This window comes from Alteromonas sp. AWJ4_199 (assembly GCF_056159165.1).
This window is the reverse complement of record NZ_JBSWUR010000004.1, coordinates 168,156-193,133: the sequence shown is the minus strand read 5'-3', so window position 1 is coordinate 193,133 and position 24,978 is coordinate 168,156. Positions and strand designations below refer to the sequence as shown.

The following is a 24,978-nucleotide window of genomic DNA, read 5'->3' as shown; positions in this document are numbered from 1 at the left end:
CCTTTAGATTAAGTGGTTAGACCATGTGTAAAATTAATGTAAACATATTATTCACAATAAATTTACAAAAATAAAATTCAGGCATAGTATCAGTGGTGTAGGTCAATATTCTGTTGATCTCAAACAATAACAAAACAAAATCGAATAGCCTGTTGCTAGCGGAAAGTGTGGGTAGTAGTGCCGGTAGTGATAAGCCCAGATTTGGAATCACACTATGAAATTAAAAACGCGTAAGACAGCAGTTGCCGCTATGGTCGGTACTGCGTTATTTTGCTCTTCTTACATCGCATCAGCCCAAGAGTCTGACGTTGAATCTGAGCAAGATGCCAAGAAAGACGTTGAACTTATTCTCGTTACCGGAAGTTTTGTTCGCAGAAGCGAAAACTTTGAATCTCCGTCGCCGCTAGCGGTAGTAGACAGCGTTGCAATTGATTCGATCGGCGCTAAAAATATCGCGGACATCACACAAACGTTAACAATTAATACAGGTGCAGAAAACAACCCCGATGCCTTCACGCAAAATGCAACCGCGGGAACCTCTAATATCAACCTACGTGGTTTAGGCGTGGCATCAACCTTGGTTCTTCTTAATAACAAACGTCAAGTTGTTACTGCGCAGCCTACCAACGAGGGCTTGAATTTCGTCGACACTAGCTCACTTGTACCCATGATAGCCATCGATAGAATGGAAGTGGTAAAAGACGGTGCTTCTGCCTTATACGGTTCAGACGCCGTGGCGGGTGTAGTTAACTTTATTACAAAGCGTAATTACGATGGTGCGATGGTGAGCGTCGATTATCAAGACGGTGCACATGGCGATAACAAAGAATATGTCCTTCAGGGCCTTTGGGGAGCGACGGGCGATAAAGGTAATGTTATTGCCGCTATTAGTTATACAAATCGCTCTCCGCTTTTTATCAACGACAGACGATTGAGTCGCCCACAAGACGATACTAGTGCCTTGGGGAATCCAGCGAGTTTTTTCATTGCGCCAGGTGTTCCAGTTATCGACCCGTTTGGGTGTGAAGAATTCGGCGGTTTTCCACAGATATTAGCGCCGGAGGGCACAGTGCCTGGGCTAGATGTTGGCCTTTGCGGTTTCGATTTCGGGCCCTACTATTCTTATGTACCGGATGAAAGCCGCATTAATGCATATACACGTGCCGAGTACGAATTTACAGACGACATCACTTGGACAACTGAAATTGGCATGGCACGGAACCGAGCCGAACGTGGTGGTGCACCAAGCTTTCCTATCCTGACTGCACCAGTGGTTCCAGACTATCACCCACAAAATCCATTTGGGCGTGCGGTTTCGTTTTTTGGTCGTGCTGAAGGCAATGGGCAGCCCGGTGATGCTGCAAATACAGAGTCAGATACTTTCCGCTTTAGCACAAATTTACAAGGTGTTACTGATAGTGGTTTTTGGGAAATAAGTTATACAAGGGCAGTAAATGACTTTGTATTTTCAGTACCTGATGTATTGAATACTGAATTTCAACTCGCACTGTTAGGTTTCGGCGGTTCAAATTGTAATCCAGTTTTGGGAACGCCAGGAGAAGGTAGCTGCGAATTTTTCAATCCATTCGCAACGTCATATACAAGTGCGCCTAACTCAGACTATGTACTTAGTTCATTTACAGGTAAGCAGGTCATCGACTCGAAAGCTGATTTAGAAGTGTTCGAAGCGTTTACCTCTTTTGATACCTTCGAAATGGGTGGCGGTTACGCGGCGCTTGCACTCGGGGTTCAGTATCGTGAAAACAGCCTGAGACAGGACTACGATGAATTATCTAATCAAGACAGCTTCACTTTTGTTATCGGTAATCCTGATTTAGATGGAAGCCAAGATGTTTGGGCGGCTTTTGGGGAATTAGCATTACCTGTTAGTGACGAACTTGACGTGCAGTTAGCTCTTCGTTATGAAGATTACGGCGGTAGCATTGGTAGTACCGTTGATCCTAAGCTGGCTATATCATGGCGCGCGACAGACGAGTTTTCGTTACGAGGCTCGATCTCGACGTCATTTAGGGCGCCAACCGTTTTCCTTGCTCAGGGGGGAGCTACTTCACTACAACAAGTTGTCGACCCTGTGCAGGGTGCGCAAGCTTTTGTCGCTGTGCGTACATCGGGTAATGAGGACTTAAAACCTGAGGAATCTACAGCGTACAACATAGGCTTTTCTTACGAGCCGTTCAGAGACCTATCAATTGAGGTAGATTATTGGAACTTTGAATTTGAAGATTTGATCATTCAAGAGAATGCGCAGGCGCTTTTGAACGCAGACCCTACTGACACATCGCGGATCGTACGAGCAGGTGACCCTTTAACGGGGCCAGTCTTACAGATTAACAATACTTATGTTAATGCAAGTTCACTGGAAACATCGGGGATAGACTTTGTTTCCAGCTATAAAATAGAGACTGAGCTTGGCAACTTTACACCTACAATACAAGCAACTTATATTACTAAGTATGACTTGAGCGACCCGCAAGCAGGGAATATAGATGGTGCTGGTCGACGTAACTTCAATAACATAGGTGTGTCATCGCCAGAGTTACGTATGAATATTGGCCTTAATTGGCAACATGATGTACACGCAGCAAACCTGTTCCTAAGATACATATCATCATATGACGATGATCAAAACTGTGCAGATGGAACAAGTAATACCGCTGGATGTGCAAATGGTTTTTATGAAATCGACAGCATGTTAACGGTTGACGCTCAGTACAACATTGACTTAGGTAGCGTTTTCGACACTGATCAAAGTTATGTATTAACCTTAGGTGGAGTCAATCTATTTGACGAAGAACCACCACAGGTATTCACAAACAGCGGTTTCGACTCGAAAGTACATGATCCTCGTGGTCGACAAATTTACGCGAGGCTAGCAATAGAGTTTTAAGGTTATTGCTGAAGATTGCAGAAAGTTAGAGCCGGCTTCCAAAGCCGGCTTTTTGTAAACTAAAAACTCCACACATTTTTTCAAGTTTTATGCATATCCCTTTTCTAATCTAACTCTCATTATTTAGAGTAAGTAAAGACTTATAGAAACCTACTGGGAGATAATAATGCCGACAAAGCTATCGGAAGATACTATTACGATTAAACTGGCTGCACTTAATGATTTAGTTACAGACGGCACGCATTGGGAGCGAAGCGGTGATTGCATCAAAAAAACATTTACATTTAAAAGCTTTATCCGTGCATTTGGGTGGATGTCGCAAATCGCGATTTGGGCGGAAAAACTGAAACATCATCCTGAATGGTTTAATGTATACAACAAAGTAGAAGTTACCCTGACCACTCATGATGCTGATGGGCTAACGGATCTCGATTTTTCACTTGCTGAAAAAATGGAAAAATTTAAATAGTTTGGGCAGTTGACTGTTTTAAATGAGCTTGTTTTACCGTTAATTTGTATTAACTTTAAGCATGTTGGTTAATTAAGCCGCTAACAGTCAGAAAAATGAAATATTTCGCTGCTAAGCACTTGTGTTGATTAAGTCTCTATGTATAATACGCCCCACGTTGAAGCGAGGCACAAAACGCAGCGGTTACAACGTTAATTTTCTGGCGCGGGATGGAGCAGTCTGGTAGCTCGTCGGGCTCATAACCCGAAGGTCGTAGGTTCAAATCCTGCTCCCGCAACCACAGAAAAAAACCAGGATTTCAAGGCACTGCAAATGCAGGCTTTACCGTACAATCGCGGGATGGAGCAGTCTGGTAGCTCGTCGGGCTCATAACCCGAAGGTCGTAGGTTCAAATCCTGCTCCCGCAACCAATTTGTAAAATCAGAACTAAATAATATTGCGCAAGCAATATGTACCGTACAGTCGCGGGATGGAGCAGTCTGGTAGCTCGTCGGGCTCATAACCCGAAGGTCGTAGGTTCAAATCCTGCTCCCGCAACCACTTTTAGAACCCAGCTTTTGCTGGGTTTTTTCTTTTCTGATTGTGCAGTCCGTAAACATTCCCTCGATTTAACTGGCGGTAATTAAGGTAGTTTCAAAGAAATAATTTCCGCACAACATAGCCTATGTATGCTAAGTTAAAGTTATGCCACCATTGAATAATTAAACTTATAGGTAGTTTGGCCGCGCCATGATTGCTCGCTTTTTTACGTTTGATGAACACGCCGCGTTAATTGAAGGCGCTTATCACTTTCCCCTTGTTGTCCTGTCTTTATTAGTCGCTATTTTTGCTTCATTCATGGCGTTTAACGTTGCAGGGCAAGCAGCCGTCACTGATGACAAGCTAAGACGCAATATTTTACTTAGTACAGGTAGCATAGCCCTAGGGGGCGGTATTTGGTCAATGCACTTTTTAGGCATGACCGCCTTTGACTTGTGTTTACCTATCGATTACGACCCCTTGATAACTGCACTTTCGGCAATTCCAGGCGTAGCTGCAGCTTGGGTAGCGCTGAATCTTTTGATCAAAACCCGTATAAGCGTTGCTGAAGTAATTTTAGGTGGCGTATTGATGGGAGCTGGGATAGGAACCATGCATTATAGTGGTATGGCTGCAATGGAGATGGCGCCGCTTCTTCGCTATGACCTTGGTGTATTTGTGCTTTCTATCGTAGTTGCTGTTTGTTTAGCTATGCTGTCGCTATGGATTAAGTTTGGGATTACTGCCGCAACCAAAAGTAGAAAGTTATTGGGTAAGCACGCTGTGCTCGCAAGCACTGTTATGGGGTTGGCTATTGCGGGTATGCACTATACTGGTATGGCTGCGGCAAGATTTGTTTTACCACCGGGTATGGAAACGTCCGGCCAGTCGTCAAATATCGCCGTCTATCTAGCTATTTCTATTGCTATCGTAACACTGGTGCTTATTACCATGGTATTGGGGATTAGCCTTTTATTTAAATATCGCGATGTAATGTTGCGCGCAATAGAAAGTGAACGAATTCAAAGCGCCATCACTGATAATGCTGTCGATGCCATCCTGACCGTAGATGATAAAGGAATTGTTAAAACAGCGAACCCTGCTGTAGAGCAAATTTATGGTTATACCCAGCGAGAAATTGTAGGAATGAAAGCCATTGATATGGTTCCGCCTGAAAGACGGCATGTATATAGCGATGACTTTTTTAGCCAACGCGTTGTGCCAACTGAACAAATTATCGGTACCGGAAGGGAAGTTGAGATAATCCGTAAGGGCGGGGAACGAATTCCGGCACGTCTAGGCGTTGGCTACACAAAAATAGAAGGTAAGCCCGTATTTGTTTTTTTTGCTTCAGACCTTCGAAAACGAAGAGAAATGGAAGATGCGCTACGTGAAAGTGAGGCTAAGTTTAGAAGTTTAATCTCGAATATCCCGGGTATGGCCTATCGATGTTTGAATATGCCAGGCTGGCCGATGGTTTTCGTAAGTGATGCTGTGCTAGAAGTTACCGGTTATCCGGCGAGCGACTTTGTTTTACCAGAGCCGAAACGTTCGTTTATAGACCTTTATCACCCTGATGACGTTGAACGACTCTCTAAAATCAATACTGAACAAGATGTATTTTCTTATGAATATCGCATTATAGCTAAATCAGGGGAAGTAAAGTGGGTAACAGAGCATGGTACTCACGTAAAAGACGATGATGGCAATATCCTGTATGTCGACGGTTTTATATCAGATATAACCCAAAGGCGGGTAATGGAAGATGAGTTAAAGGCTGCGAAAGACAAAGCTGAACAAGCGGCTGCCGCACGTACTGCATTCCTTGCTAATATGAGTCACGAAATTCGTACGCCTATGAACGCGATTATTGGTTTTAGCGACTTAATGTTAGGAGAGTCCTTGCGTGAAGAGCAGAAATCTCACCTAACCACGATAAACCGTTCTGCCCGTTCACTGCTGCACCTTCTCAACGACATACTGGATAGCGCAAAGTTAGATAAGGGGAAGCTTGACTTAGATTACCGCGACTTTCTTATTCGGGAAGAATTAGATTTGGTCGTTTCTACATTTTGGTTAGAAGCTAAGCGTAAAAAGGTTGGGCTAGTCCTAAATGTTGATTCTTCGGTGGCCGCTGGTTACAGAGGTGTGCCAGAGCGAATGCGCCAAGTCCTTAATAATCTTATTGGCAATGCCGTTAAATTCACTCATGAAGGAGAAGTGTCGATTAACGTAAGAGGTGACGATAAGTTCGTCTATTTTAGCGTGTCAGATACCGGTATTGGTATGACGCAAGAACAAGTGGAGCGCGTTTTCGACCCGTTCTCGCAAGCGGACGCGTCAATGAGTAGGAAATATGGCGGTACTGGCCTGGGAACCACTATTTCTAAACAGCTTGTTGAACTTATGGGCGGAAACATCTGTGTTACCAGTGAAAAAGGCAAAGGAAGTACCTTTACTTTTAGGTTGCCGCTAGAAGCGGTTGAAGTCAGTGACTATGCACCTGATACTTTAGAATCGACTTCAACCCAACTTCAATCAACGTTAAATGTATTAGTGGTTGATGATGTACAACAAAATGTAGAGCTTTTGTCATTGCTCCTTACTCGAGCAGGGCATCAGATAGATACTGCTACTGACGGTGTTCAGGCGTTAGAAAAAATGGAGTCAGCTTCATTTGACGTCGTTTTAATGGACTTGCAAATGCCTAATTTAGACGGATTAGAGGCCGCAAAGCAACGCCGTAAGTTTGAGAGAGAACACCAGTTACTTCCAACACCTATTATTGCGTTAACTGCAAGTGTTTTAGTGCAGGACAAGCATGCGGCGCAACAAGCCGGCATGGAAGGGTTCGCTAACAAGCCTGTGGATTTTGGCTTACTTATGGAAGAAGTGGCGCGGGTTCTTAAACTCGATACCTTTGATGCCGCCGAAACACCTATAGAAAATGACTCAGAATCAGCGTTTAAAGCCGATAAAGCTACCTTAGATTTAAAGAAAGCTGTTGGTCTGTGGGGAAGCGAAGAGACGGTATTGCAGGAAGTAGACAAATTCACTTCAACAAGTAGAGAAAAGGTCGATGAGTTGATGAACGCAGCTATTAGAGAAGACTATAAAGCGGTAGCATCGCTTTCTCATGGCTTAAAAGGAACGTCGGGTAACCTATGTCTAACTACTTTCTTCCGTATCACTAAAGAGATAGAGGCGCAGGCGCTGAAATCGATCATCGATATTGAACAAGTTAATCAGCTTCGCGGCGCTTTAGAGAAGATAGAGTTGATGCTTAGCGAATCGCCTTTATATGCAGAAAATGCAATTAATGAAAGTATAGATAATGCTTTGCTCCTTAGTCACCTGAAAGCTATGCTCAATAGTGTAGAGCAGAATATGGTAGATGAAGCGGAGCTGTCATTTTTAAAAGAAATAGGGTGCTCTAATCACAACGAGCAAATTGGTCAAATTCTCTTAGATATAGATGACTTTGAGTTTGAATTGGCGCACGAGCACATTTCTTCATTAATACAAGAATTAGAATAGCCCAGAGATATGGCATGTTAGAAATTGAAATAACAAAACCTACTTTACTCCTCGTTGACGATGAGCCTGTAAACCTGCGGGTTTTAAAGCAACTTCTTGCCAGTGATTACCAATTAATTTTTGCCAGAAATGGTGAGGAAGCACTGAAGCTAGCACAAACAAGACAGCCTAATTTAATACTTCTAGACGTTATGATGCCTGGGTTAACGGGGTTTGAAGTATGCCGCCAGCTTAAACAGCAAGCAGATACAAGGCACATCCCTGTTATATTCGTAACCGCCTTAAACGATGAACACGAAGAAACGGAAGGCTTCGAGGCGGGGGCAGTGGACTACATCACAAAGCCAATATCTCCGGCCATTGTAAAAGCTCGGGTTAAAACTCACCTTAGTTTGGTACAAGCAGACGAACTGTTGGACAGCCGCTTGCAAGTTGTCCAGCGTTTGGGAAAGGCGGCAGAATACAAAGACAATGAGACGGGCATGCATGTTATGCGCATGAGCCATTATGCTAAAGAGTTAGCGCTTGCTTATGGACTCACTGACAAACAGGCGGAAATTTTACTTCACGCGGCGCCGATGCACGATATCGGCAAAATAGGTATTGCCGATAGCATAATGCTAAAGCCGGGCAAGTTAACTGACGAAGAATTTGCCACCATGAAGCATCACCCAGAAATTGGTGCCGAAATCATTGGTGATTGCGGCAATTCTCTGTTGTTGCAGGTAGCGAAATCAGTGTCACTGACACACCATGAAAAGTGGGATGGTTCTGGCTATCCCAAAGGACTGGCGGGCGAAGATATTCCAATTGAAGGCCGTATCTGTGCAATCGCTGATGTATTCGATGCGCTCACAAGCAAACGCCCGTATAAAGACGCGTGGAGTATTGAAAAAACCATCGATTTTATGGAAAGTCAGAAGGGTAATCATTTTGAGCCAAGACTGGTCGAATTAATGATAGAAATTATGCCTAAAATACTCGATATAAAAGCCAAGTTTAAAGATGAGGACTAACCGCTACGTCTTTTCGCTGTTGCTTAATGCGCCGCCTATACGTATAATGTGCGCATTAAGTGATGAGAGCGGGCTCCCTCATTAAAGGAAAGTAACGCACTTATCATTAGCAAGCTATCACCTATCGGTGGTTTTACCCATAAGTTTGCAACTGCCTACATTGGCAGGTATGGGTTCAGAATTTTAATAAAAGCCCCGCTAGTCCGGGGCTTTTTGTTGTATTAAAACCTGGAGTCAGCCTCGCTGAGCCGGGTGATGACAGGTGGGCTTTAGGCCCTTTTTTCGTTTTTGGAGGTTTGCATTGGCAAAACTTGAAGAGAAACTAACCGAAATGCTAGAGCCAGGTGTAGAAGCACTGGGCTTTGAATTGGTTGGTATCGAGTTTGTACGAGCGGGGAAGCATTCAATTCTTCGCGTTTTTATTGATCATGAAAACGGTATTACCGTAGATGATTGTGCAGATGTAAGTCATCAGGTTAGCGCAATTTTGGACGTTGAAGATCCGATTAGCACTGAATATAACCTTGAAGTGTCATCACCAGGTATGGACAGACCGCTTTTCAAAGAAAAGCATTACATTGAGGCTGTGGGTGAAGTGGTTCAAGTTCGTTTGTCTATGCCAATGGACGACAGACGTAATTTTAAAGGCAAAGTACTTGCGTGTGAAAACGGCATCGTAAGTATTGAAGTGGATGGCCAGCAGTTCCAGTTAGCTGTGGCGAATATCGAAAAAGGTAACGTTGTTCCCACGTTCGATTAACGGAACAGCTCTGCTTTCATCGACGAAAGCATAAGAGAGGCGAAAATGAATAAAGAAATTTTGTTAGTGGCGGAAGCCGTTTCAAATGAAAAACAAGTGCCTAGAGAGAAAATTTTTGAAGCGCTAGAGTTTGCAATTGCTAGCGCAACCAAAAAGAAAAACGAAGGCGAAATTGAAGTTCGTGTAAGCATCGACAGAACGTCTGGTGACTTTGATACATTCCGTCGCTGGTTGGTTATCCCAGATGACCAAGAGCAAGAAAATCCATTTGCTGAAATTACGTTTTCTGCGGCGCAAATCGACGAGCCAGAGATACAACTTGGCGATTATGTGGAAGAACAAATTGAATCTATCAAATTCGACCGCATAACTACGCAAACCGCAAAGCAAGTGATCGTACAAAAAGTACGTGAAGCTGAGCGTCAGCAAATGATTGCTGAATACGAAGACAAAGTGGGTGAGCTTGTTACGGGTACGGTTAAAAAAGTAAACCGCGATAATATCATCATCGATTTGGGTAATAACGCTGAAGGCGTTATTTACCGCGATGATATGCTTCCTCGTGAAACTTTCCGTCCAGGTGACCGTGTACGTGGTCTTCTATACGTTATCCGTCCGGAAGCGCGTGGAGCACAGTTGTTTATCAGCCGTACGCACCCAGACATGCTAGTTGAACTGTTCCGCTTAGAAGTTCCAGAAATTGCGGAAGAGACGCTAGAAATTAAATCTGCGGCTCGCGATCCAGGTTCACGTGCGAAGATTGCCGTTAAAACTAACGACAAGCGCTTAGACCCAGTGGGTGCGTGCGTGGGTATGCGTGGTTCACGTGTACAAGCCGTATCTGGTGAGCTTGGCGGTGAACGTGTTGATATCGTGCTATGGGACGAGAACCCAGCGCAATTCGTTATTAACGCAATGGCTCCCGCTGAAGTTGCGTCAATTGTTGTTGACGAAGACAGCAACAGCATGGACGTAGCGGTTGAAGCAGACAACCTAGCTCAGGCAATTGGCCGTAGTGGTCAAAACGTTCGCCTAGCTAGCCAGCTAACAGGCTGGGAACTTAACGTGATGACGGTTGAAGACCTCAACAAGAAACACGAAGAAGAAAACGCGAAGGTACTTGATCTATTTACTGCTGGTTTGGACATTGACGAAGAGTTTGCGTCTGTGTTGGTAGATGAAGGCTTTACAACGCTAGAAGAAGTGGCATACGTGCCAGCAAGTGAACTTCTAGCGGTTGAAGGGTTAGATGAAGAAATGGTTGAAGAGCTGCGCAACAGAGCGCGTGCTTTCTTAACCACGCGTGCACTGGCGAACGAAGAATCGCTTGAAGGTGCAGAGCCTACAGAAGCCTTATTAAATCTTGAAGGTATGAGTAAACACGTGGCTTATGTGTTGGCCAGTCGCGGTGTTACTGACCTGGAAGAATTAGCAGAACAAGGTACCGATGATATCAGTGATATCGATGAACTAGACGAAGAGAAAGCCGGTGCGTTAATCATGGCGGCTCGTAATATCGTATGGTTCAGTGAAGAAGAGTAAGGTCAACAGGGGGAAAATTACGTAATGGCAGATGTATCTATTGAAAAGCTCGCCAGCGACATTGGTACGACCGTTGACCGATTGGTTGGCCAGTTTAAAGACGCGGGTATCTCTAAGAGTGCCGGCGATCAGGTAAACGAAGACGAGAAACAGAAACTATTGGATCATTTAAGTAAGCAACACGGCAGCGCAGCTGAACCAACGCGTATGACACTTAAGCGTAAGACAACTAGCACATTAAGTGTTGGTAAGTCTAAAGAAGTGAAAGTGGAAGTACGCAAGAAGCGCACATACGTTAAGCGCAGCGACGTTGAAGAACAGCAGCGTCAAGCGGAAGAAGAAGCGAAGCGTCTTGAAGAAGAGGCGCGTTTGAAGCGCGAAGCAGAAGAGAAAGCAGCTGCTGAAGCGAAGAAAGCCGCTGAAGAAAAAGCGCGTAAAGCAGAAGAAGCTAAGAAAGCTGCTGATGAAGAGCGTGCACGTCGTGCGGAGCAAGCTAAGAAAGAAGCTGAAGCCCGTAAAGCAGACGAGCCTGAACTAACTGAAGCTGAGAAAGCGGAAGCAGAAGCTGCACGTCAGGAAGAAGAGCGCCTGCGTAAAGCACAGGAAGAAGAAGCGCAAAAGAAACTTGAAGAAGACGCGAAAAAGGCGGCGGAAGAAGCGCGTAAACTTGCTGAAGAAAACGAGCGTCGCTGGAAAGAAGAAGAAGAGCGTCGTAAGAAAGCAGAAGCTGAAGAAGTTCACTTGCACTCTAACCGCTACGCTCAAGAAGCAGAAGACGAAGAAGACATGCAGGTTGAGCGTTCTTCACGTCGTCGTCGCAAGTCTAAGAAAAATGCTGGTGAGCATCTTAAGCAAGGCTTTAACAAGCCTGCAGCACCAGTAGAGCGCGTTGTTAAGCTTGGCGCAACTATTACAGTTGGTGAGCTGGCAAGTAAACTTGCTATTAAGTCTAACGAAGTTATCAAAACGATGATGAAGATGGGCGAGATGGCAACCATTAACCAAGTACTAGACCAAGATACTGCGGTACTTGTTATCGAAGAGATGGGTCACAAGTACGAGCTTGTAAATGACAATGCACTTGAAGATGAGTTGCTAGCAGACGCCACAGATGGCGAGAAATCGACACGTGCTCCTGTTGTTACTATCATGGGTCACGTTGACCACGGTAAAACATCACTGCTTGACTACATTCGCCGTGCGAAAGTAGCAGATGGTGAAGCGGGTGGTATTACCCAGCATATCGGTGCTTACAAAGTACAAACAGATAACGGTGAAATCACCTTCCTAGATACGCCTGGACACGCCGCGTTTACTGCAATGCGTGCTCGTGGTGCTACTGCGACGGATATCGTTATTCTTGTTGTTGCTGCAGATGACGGCGTAATGCCGCAAACGAAAGAAGCGGTACAGCACGCCCGTGCTGCTGGTGTACCTCTTATCGTTGCAGTGAACAAGATGGATAAAGAAACAGCTGATCCAGACCGCGTTAAAACTGAGCTATCTCAACTAGAAGTTATCTCAGAAGAGTGGGGCGGAGAACACCAGTTCTGTAACGTTTCTGCGAAAACGGGTATGGGCGTCGATGAACTTCTAGATGCTATCGTCCTTCAAGCAGAACTACTTGACCTTAAAGCGGTAGCTGAAGGCTCTGGTCGCGGTATTGTTATCGAATCTCGTCTTGATAAAGGTCGTGGTCCGGTAGCGTCAGTACTCGTTCAGGAAGGTCAACTACTTGCGGGTGACATTCTACTTTGTGGTGAAGAGTACGGCCGTGTTCGTGCAATGCGCGACGAAAACGGTAAAGAGATTAAAGTTGCAGGACCTTCAACGCCGGTAGAAGTACTTGGTCTTTCAGGTGTTCCTGTAGCGGGTGAAGATGCCGCAGTTGTTAAAGACGAACGTAAAGCTCGTGAAGTAGCAGCGAAGCGCCATCAGAAGAAACGCGAACTTAAACTTGCTCGTCAGCAAAAAGCAAAACTTGAAAACATGTTTGCGAACATGGAATCAGGCGACGTTAGCGAACTTAACATCGTACTTAAGGCTGACGTACAGGGCTCTGTAGAAGCGATTTCTGAGTCACTGGTTAAGCTTTCTACTTCTGAAGTTAAAGTTAATATTGTAGGTAGTGGTGTAGGTGGAATCACCGAAACTGACGCGACCCTTGCGGCTGCATCAGGCGCTATCGTACTAGGCTTTAACGTTCGTGCCGATGCAACAGCACGTCGCGTACTAGAAGCTGAAGAAATTGACCTACGTTACTACAGCGTTATTTACCACCTAATTGACGAAGTGAAAGCGGCCATGAGCGGTATGCTTGCACCAGAGTTCAAGCAGGAAATCATTGGTCTTGCCGAAGTACGTGATGTATTCAAGTCACCGAAACTGGGCGCAATTGCAGGCTGTATGGTTACAGAAGGTAATGTTAAGCGTAGCAACCCAATCCGTGTACTTCGTGAAAACGTAGTAATTTACGAAGGTGAATTAGAATCACTACGTCGCTTTAAAGACGACGTACAAGAAGTACGTAACGGTATGGAATGTGGTATCGGCGTTAAGAACTACAACGATGTTAAAGTAGGCGACCAAATTGAGGTCTTCGAAATCGTTGAGGTTAAGCGCGAAATTTAATTGCCTTAGTTAATTCGGCATGTGAAAAACGGGGGCCGAGTGCTCCCGTTTTTGTCTATATAAAGCAAACAGCCTCAAGCATGCCGCTGGTTAAATAAGGAAAGGAGAGAACAATGGCTCGTGAATTTTCACGTACCGACAGAGTGGCTCAGCAAGTTCATAAAGAAGTAGCGAGCATTCTGCAAAACGAATACAAACACCGCGTAGGCGATATGCCTTTGATCACGGTTTCTGATGTAGATGTATCGCGCGACCTAGCTCACGCTAAAATCTTCGTGACTATCTACAACAGCACTGAAGAAGAAGGCAAAGCGCAAATTAAGCAGCTAGCCGAATACAAAAAGTTCATTCGCAGTATTCTTGCCAAGCGCATTCGCATGCGTTCAGTGCCTGATCTTCACTTCTTTGAAGATAAATCGATTGTTGAAGGCATGCGCATTTCTAATCTTGTGTCACAGACTATCGCTAAAGATGAGTCGAAGCGCGATGAAGACGATTCACAAGAGCAGGAGTAGATGGCAAGACGTCGTAAGGGCCGTGACATTAACGGCATAGTATTACTTGATAAACCACTGGGTGGCTCATCAAACCAACTATTACAGAAAGTACGCTGGCTGTATAAAGCGGCCAAAGCGGGCCACACAGGCGCGCTTGACCCGCTAGCTAGCGGTATGCTGCCGCTGTGTTTGGGCGAAGCTACCAAATTCTCGCAATTTCTTTTGGATGCAGAAAAAACCTACGAGGTTACGGCACAACTTGGCGTGCGCACAACCACGTCTGACGCCGACGGTGAAGTGGTAGAAGAGAAGCCCGTTGAAGTCACGGAAGAGCAAGTACGCAATGCTTGCTTAGCTTTTTTAGGTAAAAGTAAGCAGATCCCGTCTATGTTTTCTGCGCTTAAACATCAAGGTAAGCCGCTTTATCATTATGCGCGTCAAGGCATAGAGATTGAACGTGAACCCCGTGATATTGAAGTGTATGAACTGGACGTACTGCGAATCGAGCTGCCTTATGTCGATATGCGCATCAAGTGCAGTAAAGGTACTTATATTCGCTCTATCGTAGACGACCTAGGACAGAACCTTGGTTGTGGTGCTTATGTGACCCGCTTACATCGAACTGAAGTTGCTGACTATCCTACCGATAAAATGGTGTCACTGGATAAGTTAATTGAAATTCAGGAATCACTGGAAGAAGGTGACTTTAAAGCGCTTGATGACTTGCTTATTCCTATGGATACCGCTGTAAGTCGTCTACCTTTTGTGACCATTAACGACGCCGAAAGAAATCGTTTTGACAATGGCCAATCGGTTAAAGGCATGTGCAGTGAAGCGCTTGAAGAGGGAACATCTTATCGCGTCTATCACGGTGCTGATACCAGTGGTATTTTCTTAGGCGTTGGGGAAGGGGTGCTTGACCCAAAAGATCAAGGCATACCTAAACAAGAAGTGTTTGTTAACCCGAAGCGCCGGGTTGTTTATCAATAGAAACTGCGACTGTAAATAAAGATGGTTTATGGCTTGCTAAGTATGTAAACGTCATTATAATACTGCGCTCATTCCGCTTTGCTGAATTAGTGATCGGCGAAGCATTAATATTAGGAGAATGATATGTCACTAACTAAAGCAGAAACCGCGAAAATTATTGCTGAGTACGGCGTTAAAGAAGGCGACACTGGTTCACCAGAAGTTCAAGTAGCTTTGCTTACTCACAACATCAACAAGCTTCAAGGTCACTTTGCTGATCATAAGAAAGATCACCACTCTCGTCGTGGTCTTCTACGTATGGTTAGCCAACGTCGTAAGCTTCTAGACTACCTTAAAGGCAAGAACGCTGAGCGTTACCTTGACCTTATCAAGCGTCTAGGTCTACGTCGTTAAGACTAGGTTTCAAGAAAAGCGCCCATTGGGCGCTTTTTTTTCGTCTGTTTTTGGCCTTGGTAATTCATTGCGCAAGAAGTGTGATGACTCTAATCGCCTTTTTCTGCAGTTTTAGTGGAAGAACGAACTGCATTTTGCATTATTTTCAGCTCACGCTCAGTTAAGTTTCGCCACTGACCTGGCCTTAAATTGCTAAGTTCCAAATGCATAATACGCGTTCGCTTAAGCTTGGTGACCTCGTAGCCTAAAAACTCGCACATTCTGCGTATTTGGCGATTGAGTCCCTGGGTAAGAATAATAGTGAATTTGTTTTTGCCGGTTGGTTTGACAACACAAGGCTTTGTGACTGTGCCTAATATGGGCACGCCGCGCGCCATACGCTTTACAAACCGTTCACTAATAGGCTGGTTAACCGTTACTTCATACTCTTTGTCGTGCGCATTTTCAGCGCGCAATATTTTATTGACGATATCACCATCGCTGGTGAGTATGATGAGCCCTTCAGAAGGCTTATCAAGCCTACCTACGGGAAATATACGTGCTTTATGACCGATAGCGTCAATAATATTGCCTTTAACATGGCGCTCGGTAGTACAGGTTATGCCTATAGGTTTGTTGTATACAATATAGACCCTATCTGATTTGTCCTTCGCTACCGCACCTACCACCTTGCCATCAACTTTGACAATATCGCCGGCACCAATTTTGGTACCAAGTTCTGGTGGTTTGTTATTTACCGTAACGCGCTTTTGCTCAATGAGTTTATCCGCTTCTCGGCGCGAACATAGGCCTGTGTCACTAATATATTTATTTAAACGTTTAGGCGCTTGGTCACTCATTGCGCAGTATGTCCTGTCTTATTTCGTCGAAGGCGATAATGGTATCACGACAAAAAAGAAAGGGGCGATTAACCCCTTTCTTTTTTCTGTATTTATCTGGCGTAGCTATATATTGCTGTTCGTTTTGAAAACAACAAGCCAGCCGGTGGTAGGTAATTTAACTGCCAGCAGGTGAGGGAGGTGAGCCCGCACCACCACTGGCACTGCCACTTGATACTACTTTTGTGGCGATGTCGCGAATCTCGTTTTCTAGACTGGTAATGCGTCCAGATAACGTCGTGTTGCGCTGCTCCAATACTGATAGTTTATCGGTAAGATTACGCACACGTTGCTGGGCACTTTGTTTATCGCTTGTGGCTTGTTCTAGTTGCACGTTAACAGCAAGGAGTTCATCGGCTAGTGATGCCAACTGATTTTTAACAGAGCCAATTGCTGCAGCTTGGCTTTTTACATCATCAGAAACGGCGCTGACATTTTTATTCAGTGCAGTTTGAACATTGCCAACACGATCACCAAGGTCAGCGATTTCTTTTTGATTACGACGCCATGCCGAAGCCCAAAGTTTGTCCATTTGCTCCCAAAGTTCATTGGTTTTATTAGACAACTCAGTAACTTTGACTTGTAAAGCTACCGTAGATTCACCAATTTCCTCGCCTGTCGCAGAAAGCTTGCTTTCTAGCTGCATAATGCGCTTTTCAGCTTGCTCAGCCACAGCCTTTTGTTGCTCAAGCATAGTGTACAAGTAGTAACAACCACCACATGCCGCTAAGGCGATCAAGGCAACTAAAACAACCCAGACTCCGTTACCGCTACCACTATTTGAAGGCTGGTGGTTGGCTGAAGGGGAAGGTGAGGGCGTGGTCGCCTTTGTCGGGGCCGCTTGCCTCTTAGTCTGATAATCTCGACGGTCTTCTTCATCCAATCTAATGGTTGGAAACTCATCGTTTTTCGAATTATTTGCCATAGTAAATTAATAATCTCTTTATGTAGCGCTCTCTTTAAGACGTCAAAACGTTTTTATCTTAAAAAGAGCCCATTATTCTTTGCGCGCAGTTTCATGTTATCGCTAAATCGAAGGAAATTCTATGGCTTATGTAGAATGCTAACTTTCCATAAGCCAAAGAAGCTGGAATTTGTCTAACCACAGCATTTTTTGATGGTAGAAATCTGGTTAATTTTTATCGCCAATCCATTCGACTCGATAAAGGTCACGGCGTCGGTCCAGGTAATTTCGCACCGAGCCTTCATTTTGCAGTTTGGTGAGTTTGTCGAGGTCTAAATCAACGATAAGCGTCATCTCTGTATTTGGTGTTGTTTCTGACACAATGGCATCGTGGGGGAACGCAAAATCACTGGGTGAAAACACAGCAGTCTGCCCATACTGAATATCGACATTATCTACTTTGGGCAGATTACCAACACTGCCTGCAATAGCCACGTAGCATTCATTTTCTATAGCTCTTGCCTGTGCACAGCGGCGAACGCGTAAATAACCATTTTTTGTGTCTGTCCAAAATGGCACAAACAAAATCTGCATCTCTTGGTCGGAAAGAATTCGCGCTAGTTCTGGAAACTCCACGTCGTAACAAATTAGAACGCCGATTTTCCCGAAATCGGTATCAAAAGTCTTGAGACTATTTCCGCCCTTCATAATCCAGTCTTCTTTTTCATGAGGGGTTGGATGAAGTTTGTATTGGCTTTCAATTGTTCCGTCTCGCTTACATATGTAGCTAACGTTATACAACTGTTCCTCTTCTACCACAGGCATAGATCCGGCAATAATCGTAATATTGTACGATACGGCTAAATGAGAGACGGCAGTTAAAATTTCATCGGTATAAGTGGCTAAATGCCAAATAGCGTCAATTGATGAATCCGATGGGCTAAGGCCCATAAGCGGCGCATTGAAAAACTCAGGGAATAAGGCCACATCGCATGAATAGTCAGAAAGTGCGTCAACGAAGTATTCAACCTGCTGAAGCAACTCTTCTACATTGTTGAAATAGCGCATCTGCCACTGAATACATCCTATGCGCGCACTCGATTTTCTGCTGGCGATTAACGAAGGCGTGCCCGGCTCGTAGTAAATGTTATGCCATTGAAGTAATGTGGCATAACCCTTTGATGCTTCATCTTCCGGGAGGTATGCGGTCATTACTTGCTTTACTTCAAAGCCGTTTGATAGTTGAAACGTTAAAATCGGGTCGTAAATATCCTTGAGCTTTACTTGCTCGATGTACTCATAAGGCGACAATTCATTCGCATAGTTTCTATAATTGGGTATGCGACCCCCAGCCATAATTGATTTTAAATTTAAGTTTCTACACAACTCTTTTCGTGCTTCGTATAGCCGTCTACCCAAACGAAGACCGCGGTATTCTGGGCAAACAATAACTTCTACGCCGTAAAGCACATCACCGTTTGGATCGTGAGTTGTGAGATAGGCATCACCGGTTATTTCATCGTAACTATGCTTATCACCAAACTGGTCGTAATCGACAATGACTGAAATGGCGAAGGCAACCACTTTGCCTTTATCTTCAATACATATCTGTCCTTCAGGAAACGTGGTAACTTGTGCTTTGTAATTAGAGTAGGGCCACGCGCCGCCGACGTTTGCGTATACCTTGTCCATCAACCCTTTTACATCGTTATAGTCGTCCAGTCTCAAATTTCTTAAGTCTAAATGATGTTCCGTTTCTTCTATTTGTGTTTGGTCTTGACTCATAGGGTACTCTTTTTGCTAATACTTTTGATAAATACTTCTAATACGTACTGTATGTATATTTCTACTTAAACGCCTAGTAATGTTTTTTTCAACTGTTAAATGTAGCCCTCGTGTTCTTACCCTAAAGGCGAAGATAACAAGTAAAAAGGGGCTTGGTTTCAAGCAACACCATTAAAATACATACCTTGGCTTACTAATTAATCTTATTTATTTAAATTTCTCTTTAGTAATTGATTCAGTCTATGTCTAGCAGAGCTTGCTCGCGCTCTGGTCAAAGACTAATTAAAGAATAGTTCACAAGAAACTAGCAAGAAACGTGCGAATTCTTTAGCCACACAAACGATAAATAATTTTTCTTTTATCGATAAAAAAATAGCGCGAAGAATGTGTGGTCATGCAATTGCCACAAGGCTCAACGCCGCGTATAAGTTCGCTACTTTTTTTTGCGTCCACAATTTCCTAATAACTACACAATTAGTTAACTACCTATAGGTAAAAATAGTTTGATGAATAGAGAACAACTTGCGTCGTATCAGCCTCTACACGTTTTTGATGAAGCCATATTTGAAAACATCGTTGACGACTTAGTCACTACAGGCTTTTCTATTCAAAAGAATGGTTTACCTGATTTTATTACACAAGCACTTTTGACTTGCCAGCGTAAAATCTCCGAAGCTGAATATAGAAAAGCGGGCATTGGTCGCGCAGAGAATTATCACAAGGCTGAAAAAGTGAGAGGGGACGAAATTTGCTGGATTACCGGTTCTTCTGAGGAAGGCGCCCTGTGGCTGTCATGGTGTGAAGCTATGCAGCAATATATAAACCGTTCGCTTTTTATGGGGCTTTTTTCGTTTGAAAGTCATTTTGCTTGTTATGAACCGGGTAAATTTTACAAGCGCCATGTAGATGCGTTTAAAGGTCAGGACAATAGGGTGCTATCACTTGTTGCTTATCTAAACGAAAGCTGGCAGGAGACTGATGGCGGTGAATTAGTGCTGTATTCGGATGACAATGACCAAATAGGAACAAAAGTCTTACCAGCAAAAGGAACATTCGTTGTATTTCTTAGTGAAGCGTTCCCTCATGAAGTTTTGCCAGCAGTAAGAACACGCCATTCCGTTGCAGGGTGGTACAGAGTAAACGGTAGTGTTAATGACAGCATCGACCCACCGCGCTAGTATCCAAAAACTCATACTTATGTATAATATGAATTTGCTATATATCTGTTGTGATAAAGTCATACCTGAAATACAAGTAGACCGTAAAGCTTAGTGATAAGTAAACAGGCTTTGTATTTGATGGCAACTTCACGAAGATAGCATAGTGTTGTCCACGATAGGCTGTCCCAACGCCATTGTGCCGCTTAGGGAAAAGATGTAAGAAGTGATTGGCTAATGCTGGAAAAAATACCTGCCCCCACCCCAAGAGAAGAGCTACATGTGCTGGTTATCGATAACCAGGGGCTAGTTCACGATGTTGTTGCATCAGCATTACAGGAAATAGGGATCAAAAACGTTAGTAGTGCATTCAACGCGTTCCATGCTAAGAGATTGTGTGAAGCAAAACAGTATGACTTTGTATTACTAGCGTTTAACGTAAGTCACGATAAAGATGGTTTTCATCTTTTTGAAGAACTTAAGCACCTTAACCACATTAACGATACCACAACGGTCATTTTTCTCAGTGCCGAGACATCGCCTGAACTTGTTAATTGTATTGTAGAACTGCAGCCGGATGATTTCTGGGTTAAACCATTACAGCGCAATAAGATTGAGGCGCGCTTAGAATACCTAATACAAGTTCGCTTGAAACTGCATAAAATGCTGCATTGCATGCATGCTGGCGACTATTCAACGGCGATGTATTATGCTGAGCGACAGCTCAAAGATCCCTCGCTTTCAGAGTACCACACCAGAATAAAACGCCTTATTGGTGACTGCCTACTGCAGTTACGGGACTATGAAACTGCAGAAGACTACTTTAGAACGCTACTTCAGAGTATGGACCACGCGTGGGTTCACATTGGTCTCACCCGTTCGTTATTGCGCCAAGATGAACTAGAAGAAGCACAGTTATTGGTTGATGATCTACTCCAGCGGCCTGATACACGCTTCTTGACCTTCGATTTGCTTGCACAATACTTCATTGAAAAAGAGCAGTTTGATATTGCTTACGAGCAAATGAAAGAGGCAAGTCGGCTTGCGCCCCGTAATATCGAGCGAAACAAACGCTTGTGGGACCTAGCCAGGCTCAACCATGATAAAGCTGGCCAGCTTTCCGCCGTGCAGAATATGGCAAAGTTTGCTAAAAATTCTATTCATGATTCGCCTCAACTCACACTTAATGTTATTCGCTCTACCATTGATTTGGCTACAAGCTTAGGAAACGCTGAAGGTGACAAGTACCTTAAACGCGCCGAAAGTGAGCTCGATGAGCTTAGGCAGCAGAAAGGCATGCAGAATCAGCTTGCTGAGCAAATGGATGTGGTTAAGTCCCGAGTACTTTGTCTTAGAGACGAGAAACGCGAGGCTGAAAAGTTAATGAAGGATCGCTCAGCGTCTACCGATGGACTGTCAATGGAAGATAGTTTAGATAAGATGAAAGCTTTCCATGAGCTGGGCATGCGTGAACACTGTGTCAGCATTTTAGATAAACTGAGAAAGCAGATAGAAGGTGATACTTTTACTTCACAAGTAGTAAATGAGTACCTTAACCAAGAATCAATAGAACGTACCGAAATTCAGTTTACCACAAAAGAACTTAAACAAATGGCGGCTGTGAACTACAAAGAAAACCGCCTTATCCCTGCATATAACAACTTGCAGCAGGCGTTGACCTTGTCACCAAAAGACAAACAAATCGCGTTAAGCCTGCTTAAAGTCATTACTCAAATGCATTTAGACAGTGGTCTTAGTGAAGAACAAATGAACTCTGCGCAGCGTGCTGCTAAATTACTCTGTGCTGAAGAGTTATCGGCGACCCAAGCGGAAAAACGGGACCAGTATATCGCTCGAATTGGTATTGAGGTTGATGATACTAATGCCGCTGATTTAGTTGGCGTGGTTGTCGCTAAAGCGTAATTTACAATGTTGTCCGTTTTTAAAGCTTGCGAAGCTACTATAAAGGGCTAGATAAAAGTTTAAACGCCGCTAATCATGTATACACAACGGCAAAGTGAAAACATAAAAAAAAGCTGCCTTGAATTTCAAGGCAGCTTTTTTAATTTAAGAAGGGTTTAATCCTTTCTTCTGTTATTTTTTAGCAACAGTAGCACGACGGCGAAAGCCAATTGCTGCGGCTAACAGAGCAAGAATTCCTCCCATTGAGCCACCTGAGCTGTCGTTATCGTCTTCTTCATCGTCGACAACATCCGCTTGCAGATCGAAAGTTGCAACAAACGGGTCATGGTCTGAACTTCTGAATGGACCCACATCAGTGAACGCATAGCCGTCTTCATCAGCATAATAGCGAAGCGCTTGGTCGTACTGTAGCTGGTAGGCTTCAACTGAATTAATGTTCCAGTGAGCGCCATCAATAGCGTCTTCAAGCATGGCTTCACTTGCTAGTACGTGGTCTAAACTACCTACTTGCTCTGTACCATAGAACCAATACGAAAAGCCTTCTGCATCAAATTCTTCAGCTAAATTGTGATAGCCGAAGCTGGATTCAACTTCAACAGAAGCGCCCTCGTCCATTTCTGTATTTACCGCAGTAGCGATGGTGTAGCCGCGATCTTCAGGTGTATAGTCGGTAAGTACAGCCACAGGATCTTCAGCACTGTACGCGTTCAAGTCGCCTAAGATTATCTTACGCTCTGGCAGATTTTCATCGCTTAAGGCATTACCTAATGTGACGGCTGCCGATACGCGAAACGCGTTACAGCTACCCTGAATTGTAGTAATTTCAGACGGCTCTTCGGCAATGTCTTCAGCGCACTGCGAACCCTTAGACTTAAAGTGGTTCACTGAAACTAGGAACGACTTTTCACTTTCAGTGTGTACAAAAGATTGAAGAAGGCTAGGGCGCATTTGTGCAAGGCTATCTTCGTCAATTTGTTGTACTGGCATATCAACAATAATAGCGTTGCCTTCTGGTGTTACTACAGAAGCTTTGTATAGCAGGCCTACAGTGATAGCATCTGTACCAACTTCGCTACCATCGCTAGTGGCAATAAATGAGTACTGTTCAGTTTCACCTAGCTCTGCATTAATAGCATTAACTAGTGCCTGAATAGCGCTATCTTCACCGAAACCATCGTTTTCAATTTCCATTAGGCCAACAACGTCAGCATTAAGGTTAACAATAGCTTCTACGATACGACCTTGTTGCAATTCAAACGCTACTGCGTCATCTGCACCACGGTTTTCGTCATAATCGAAGGTTACATCGCCGTTAGCGTCCACTTCACCGTTGAAGTAGTTAAGCACGTTGAAAGTTGCAATTGATAAGTTGCCTTCTGTTACAACAGGGTTCGCTTCACGGGTTGAAGTGACTTCAATAATCTCGCTAGGGTTAATTCTGTAAGTACCAAAGCTGTAATTTAGTGGACCTGCAGCAGAAACCGAATCACCAATGCGAATAGCATTAGCGTAGCTGAAAGTAGGGAAGAAACTAAGTGCATCTGGGTACTGAGAACTGCTGTTATCTTCAATTGTAAGCAGGCTTGTTTCGCTTGCTTCAACAGCGGCTGTGTAAGCATCTGACAATGGCGCTGCCACATCGCTTGGTTGGCGTTTAATTGCGTCACTAACAACGATTTCACCAAAGCGCCATAGGTTGTTTGTACTTGTTATTGTGGCGTCTGTTACGCTAACAACCATACCTTCAACCGTTTCAAGGTCAAGTTCGTACGGCATAGCGAGCTCTATCGCCGCAACAGCATCTGCTGTGCCGCAATCAAGTGCAGCAACATCGCTATCCATGGTAAGGGTCGTCATGCCGTAGTTTTCTTCTACTTCACCGTAAAGGCGCACTAGGTTACCAGTTTCAACTTCAACACTGCCGTCTACGAACAAACCTTCAGAGGTTGCATCGTCAGCGTCGTAATCAGATGCCTCTTCTTGTATAAAGAAACCATCAGCACGGGTGCCAGTAACGATAGCTTCGACAATATGGCTATTGCCAACTTCAGCAGAGCTACTTTCGCTGCCTTGAATTGCACTTATTAGTGTTGCATCATCGCCGCACATTCCTAGCTCAATGGCAGGCTCTTCTGGTTCTTCAATAACTTCACCACCGCCTTCAGTGGTGAAGGTGCCGGTAGGGAAGGGGCTGGCTGCATCTGCATTTGTGGTCGAACCGTCAAGTGCGTCAACACCACTGTAAGTCCAGTTAGACGCTTCGAAACTGCCGCCATTAGCCGTTTGGCCCGACGTACGGTATGCCCAACCATCTAAGTATTCCCATGCGGTGCCGCTGCCGTCGGTGTTGATATCACCAAACGTATCAATAACGCTGCCATCTTTGAAAAGCTCAATAGCATCGTCACCATTAATTCCTAATTCAGATGTATCGTAGTCTGGTGCAGAACCGAAAAACGCGGTAAACCCATCAATTTCTGATGCTACGTAGATGTAAGAGCCAGCGCTTGCAGACGTGCCAGCTGGGAAGGTGAACTCTTCTCCATCTGTTCCACCACCGTTGTTCGCTGCACCAATACCATAGGTAGATAAGTCTGCAATATCGTTAACAACGAAAAGCTCTACAGCTTTTGGAACACCGCCACTTAATGGCCCGTCAATAACACCACTAATAACTAAATCGTTGGCTTGAATAGCGGTAGAAGAAAGTGCAGAGATTATTCCTGCAGATAGTAAAGTTAATGATGTTCTCACGTCATTTTCCCTTTGTAGTTTCATTATTTTTTAAATCACAGGTACTGGTATTTTTGTTGTAAAGTCTGCTTGAGCAGCGCACCCTGTGACGAGCAATTTTCGTATTGCTTGTTCTACCGTAGGGAAGTTTATGATTAATAGAAATAACTTGATCTTATTCAAGCTGTTTTTAAAATAGCTTAAGTAAATCAACAGTATAGGAAGTTTAAGTAAACTTACTTATACTGTTAAATCACTTTTGTAGCCTTACCTAACCTTTAAATAACGCTATAGCCATTTTGTGGGCGCGTATTACGCTTTATTACATCAAGCTTT

The 24,978-nt window shown here is 44.1% G+C and carries 16 protein-coding genes and 3 tRNA genes; 15 read left to right on the top strand and 4 right to left on the bottom strand.

The genetic code is table 11. From position 1 onward, the window contains the following. Positions 1-214: 214 nt before the first annotated feature. The 13 genes from ACXAER_RS19205 (at position 215) to rpsO (ending at position 15,262) form a co-directional block, all read left to right on the top strand. Positions 215-2,908, top strand: a complete 2,694-nt coding sequence (locus tag ACXAER_RS19205) for a TonB-dependent receptor plug domain-containing protein (protein ID WP_474832063.1) — start codon at positions 215-217, stop codon at positions 2,906-2,908. Positions 2,909-3,074: 166 nt separating this feature from the next. Then, positions 3,075-3,377, top strand: a complete 303-nt coding sequence (locus tag ACXAER_RS19200) for a 4a-hydroxytetrahydrobiopterin dehydratase (RefSeq protein WP_474832060.1) — start codon at positions 3,075-3,077, stop codon at positions 3,375-3,377. Positions 3,378-3,580: 203 nt separating this feature from the next. After that, positions 3,581-3,657, top strand: a tRNA-Met gene (locus tag ACXAER_RS19195). 53 nt (positions 3,658-3,710) lie between these two features. Then, a tRNA-Met gene (locus ACXAER_RS19190) sits at positions 3,711-3,787 on the top strand. A 53-nt stretch (positions 3,788-3,840) separates the two neighbouring features. Next, positions 3,841-3,917: transfer RNA gene (locus ACXAER_RS19185), tRNA-Met, on the top strand. Between the two features lie 189 nt (positions 3,918-4,106). After that, on the top strand, positions 4,107-7,433 hold the full coding sequence (locus ACXAER_RS19180) for an MHYT domain-containing protein (protein WP_474832056.1): 3,327 nt from the start codon (positions 4,107-4,109) through the stop codon (positions 7,431-7,433). Between the two features lie 14 nt (positions 7,434-7,447). Then, entirely contained in the window at positions 7,448-8,449 is a 1,002-nt protein-coding gene (locus ACXAER_RS19175; RefSeq protein ID WP_474832052.1) for a response regulator, read from the top strand. A 301-nt stretch (positions 8,450-8,750) separates the two neighbouring features. Next, a complete protein-coding gene (rimP, locus tag ACXAER_RS19170; RefSeq protein ID WP_118495172.1) occupies positions 8,751-9,209 on the top strand; it encodes a ribosome maturation factor RimP in 459 nt (152 codons plus the stop codon). Positions 9,210-9,254: 45 nt separating this feature from the next. After that, positions 9,255-10,751, top strand: coding sequence for a transcription termination factor NusA (nusA, locus tag ACXAER_RS19165; protein WP_474807202.1), 1,497 nt, complete (start codon positions 9,255-9,257; stop codon positions 10,749-10,751). A 24-nt stretch (positions 10,752-10,775) separates the two neighbouring features. Next, a complete protein-coding gene (infB, locus tag ACXAER_RS19160; RefSeq protein WP_474832047.1) occupies positions 10,776-13,382 on the top strand; it encodes a translation initiation factor IF-2 in 2,607 nt (868 codons plus the stop codon). Positions 13,383-13,495: 113 nt separating this feature from the next. Continuing rightward, entirely contained in the window at positions 13,496-13,897 is a 402-nt protein-coding gene (rbfA, locus tag ACXAER_RS19155; protein WP_118495169.1) for a 30S ribosome-binding factor RbfA, read from the top strand. Continuing rightward, positions 13,898-14,869, top strand: a complete 972-nt coding sequence (truB, locus tag ACXAER_RS19150) for a tRNA pseudouridine(55) synthase TruB (protein WP_474832043.1) — start codon at positions 13,898-13,900, stop codon at positions 14,867-14,869. It abuts the gene before it with no gap. A 123-nt stretch (positions 14,870-14,992) separates the two neighbouring features. Continuing rightward, the gene (gene rpsO / locus ACXAER_RS19145; RefSeq protein ID WP_012518257.1) at positions 14,993-15,262 is read left to right on the top strand and encodes a 30S ribosomal protein S15; all 270 of its coding nucleotides are present in this window, start codon (positions 14,993-14,995) and stop codon (positions 15,260-15,262) included. Positions 15,263-15,351: 89 nt separating this feature from the next. On the opposite strand, the gene rluF is transcribed toward rpsO, so the two are convergent. From rluF to ACXAER_RS19130, 3 genes are all read right to left on the bottom strand, one after another. Continuing rightward, a complete protein-coding gene (rluF, locus tag ACXAER_RS19140; protein ID WP_474832040.1) occupies positions 15,352-16,101 on the bottom strand; it encodes a 23S rRNA pseudouridine(2604) synthase RluF in 750 nt (249 codons plus the stop codon). 157 nt (positions 16,102-16,258) lie between these two features. Then, complete coding sequence (locus ACXAER_RS19135; RefSeq protein WP_474832037.1) at positions 16,259-17,065, bottom strand: hypothetical protein; 807 nt, start codon at positions 17,063-17,065, stop codon at positions 16,259-16,261. 207 nt (positions 17,066-17,272) lie between these two features. Then, positions 17,273-18,829, bottom strand: coding sequence for a carbon-nitrogen hydrolase family protein (locus tag ACXAER_RS19130; protein WP_118495164.1), 1,557 nt, complete (start codon positions 18,827-18,829; stop codon positions 17,273-17,275). Between the two features lie 506 nt (positions 18,830-19,335). On the opposite strand from ACXAER_RS19130, the gene ACXAER_RS19125 reads away from it, so the two are divergent. Then, positions 19,336-20,007 (top strand): 2OG-Fe(II) oxygenase, encoded by a 672-nt coding sequence (locus ACXAER_RS19125; RefSeq protein WP_474832031.1) that lies wholly within the window; start codon positions 19,336-19,338, stop codon positions 20,005-20,007. Positions 20,008-20,223: 216 nt separating this feature from the next. After that, positions 20,224-21,909 carry a response regulator gene (locus ACXAER_RS19120; protein ID WP_474832029.1) on the top strand — a complete coding sequence of 562 codons (1,686 nt, stop codon included), beginning with the start codon at positions 20,224-20,226 and terminating at the stop codon, positions 21,907-21,909. A gap of 171 nt (positions 21,910-22,080) precedes the next feature. Here ACXAER_RS19120 and ACXAER_RS19115 read toward each other — a convergent pair whose 3' ends face one another. Then, positions 22,081-24,663, bottom strand: a complete 2,583-nt coding sequence (locus tag ACXAER_RS19115) for an ExeM/NucH family extracellular endonuclease (RefSeq protein WP_474832027.1) — start codon at positions 24,661-24,663, stop codon at positions 22,081-22,083. Positions 24,664-24,978: the final 315 nt, after the last annotated feature.

Bases quoted from the DNA above. Each gene is read 5' to 3' on its own strand.
- ACXAER_RS19205 (WP_474832063.1), top strand. From the start codon at position 215: ATGAAATTAAAAACGCGTAAGACAGCAGTTGCCGCTATGGTCGGTACT.
- ACXAER_RS19200 (WP_474832060.1), top strand. From the start codon at position 3,075: ATGCCGACAAAGCTATCGGAAGATACTATTACGATTAAACTGGCTGCA.
- ACXAER_RS19180 (WP_474832056.1), top strand. From the start codon at position 4,107: ATGATTGCTCGCTTTTTTACGTTTGATGAACACGCCGCGTTAATTGAA.
- ACXAER_RS19175 (WP_474832052.1), top strand. From the start codon at position 7,448: ATGTTAGAAATTGAAATAACAAAACCTACTTTACTCCTCGTTGACGAT.
- nusA (WP_474807202.1), top strand. From the start codon at position 9,255: ATGAATAAAGAAATTTTGTTAGTGGCGGAAGCCGTTTCAAATGAAAAA.
- infB (WP_474832047.1), top strand. From the start codon at position 10,776: ATGGCAGATGTATCTATTGAAAAGCTCGCCAGCGACATTGGTACGACC.
- rbfA (WP_118495169.1), top strand. From the start codon at position 13,496: ATGGCTCGTGAATTTTCACGTACCGACAGAGTGGCTCAGCAAGTTCAT.
- truB (WP_474832043.1), top strand. From the start codon at position 13,898: ATGGCAAGACGTCGTAAGGGCCGTGACATTAACGGCATAGTATTACTT.
- rpsO (WP_012518257.1), top strand. From the start codon at position 14,993: ATGTCACTAACTAAAGCAGAAACCGCGAAAATTATTGCTGAGTACGGC.
- rluF (WP_474832040.1), bottom strand. From the start codon at position 16,101: ATGAGTGACCAAGCGCCTAAACGTTTAAATAAATATATTAGTGACACA.
- ACXAER_RS19135 (WP_474832037.1), bottom strand. From the start codon at position 17,065: ATGGCAAATAATTCGAAAAACGATGAGTTTCCAACCATTAGATTGGAT.
- ACXAER_RS19130 (WP_118495164.1), bottom strand. From the start codon at position 18,829: ATGAGTCAAGACCAAACACAAATAGAAGAAACGGAACATCATTTAGAC.
- ACXAER_RS19125 (WP_474832031.1), top strand. From the start codon at position 19,336: ATGAATAGAGAACAACTTGCGTCGTATCAGCCTCTACACGTTTTTGAT.
- ACXAER_RS19120 (WP_474832029.1), top strand. From the start codon at position 20,224: ATGCTGGAAAAAATACCTGCCCCCACCCCAAGAGAAGAGCTACATGTG.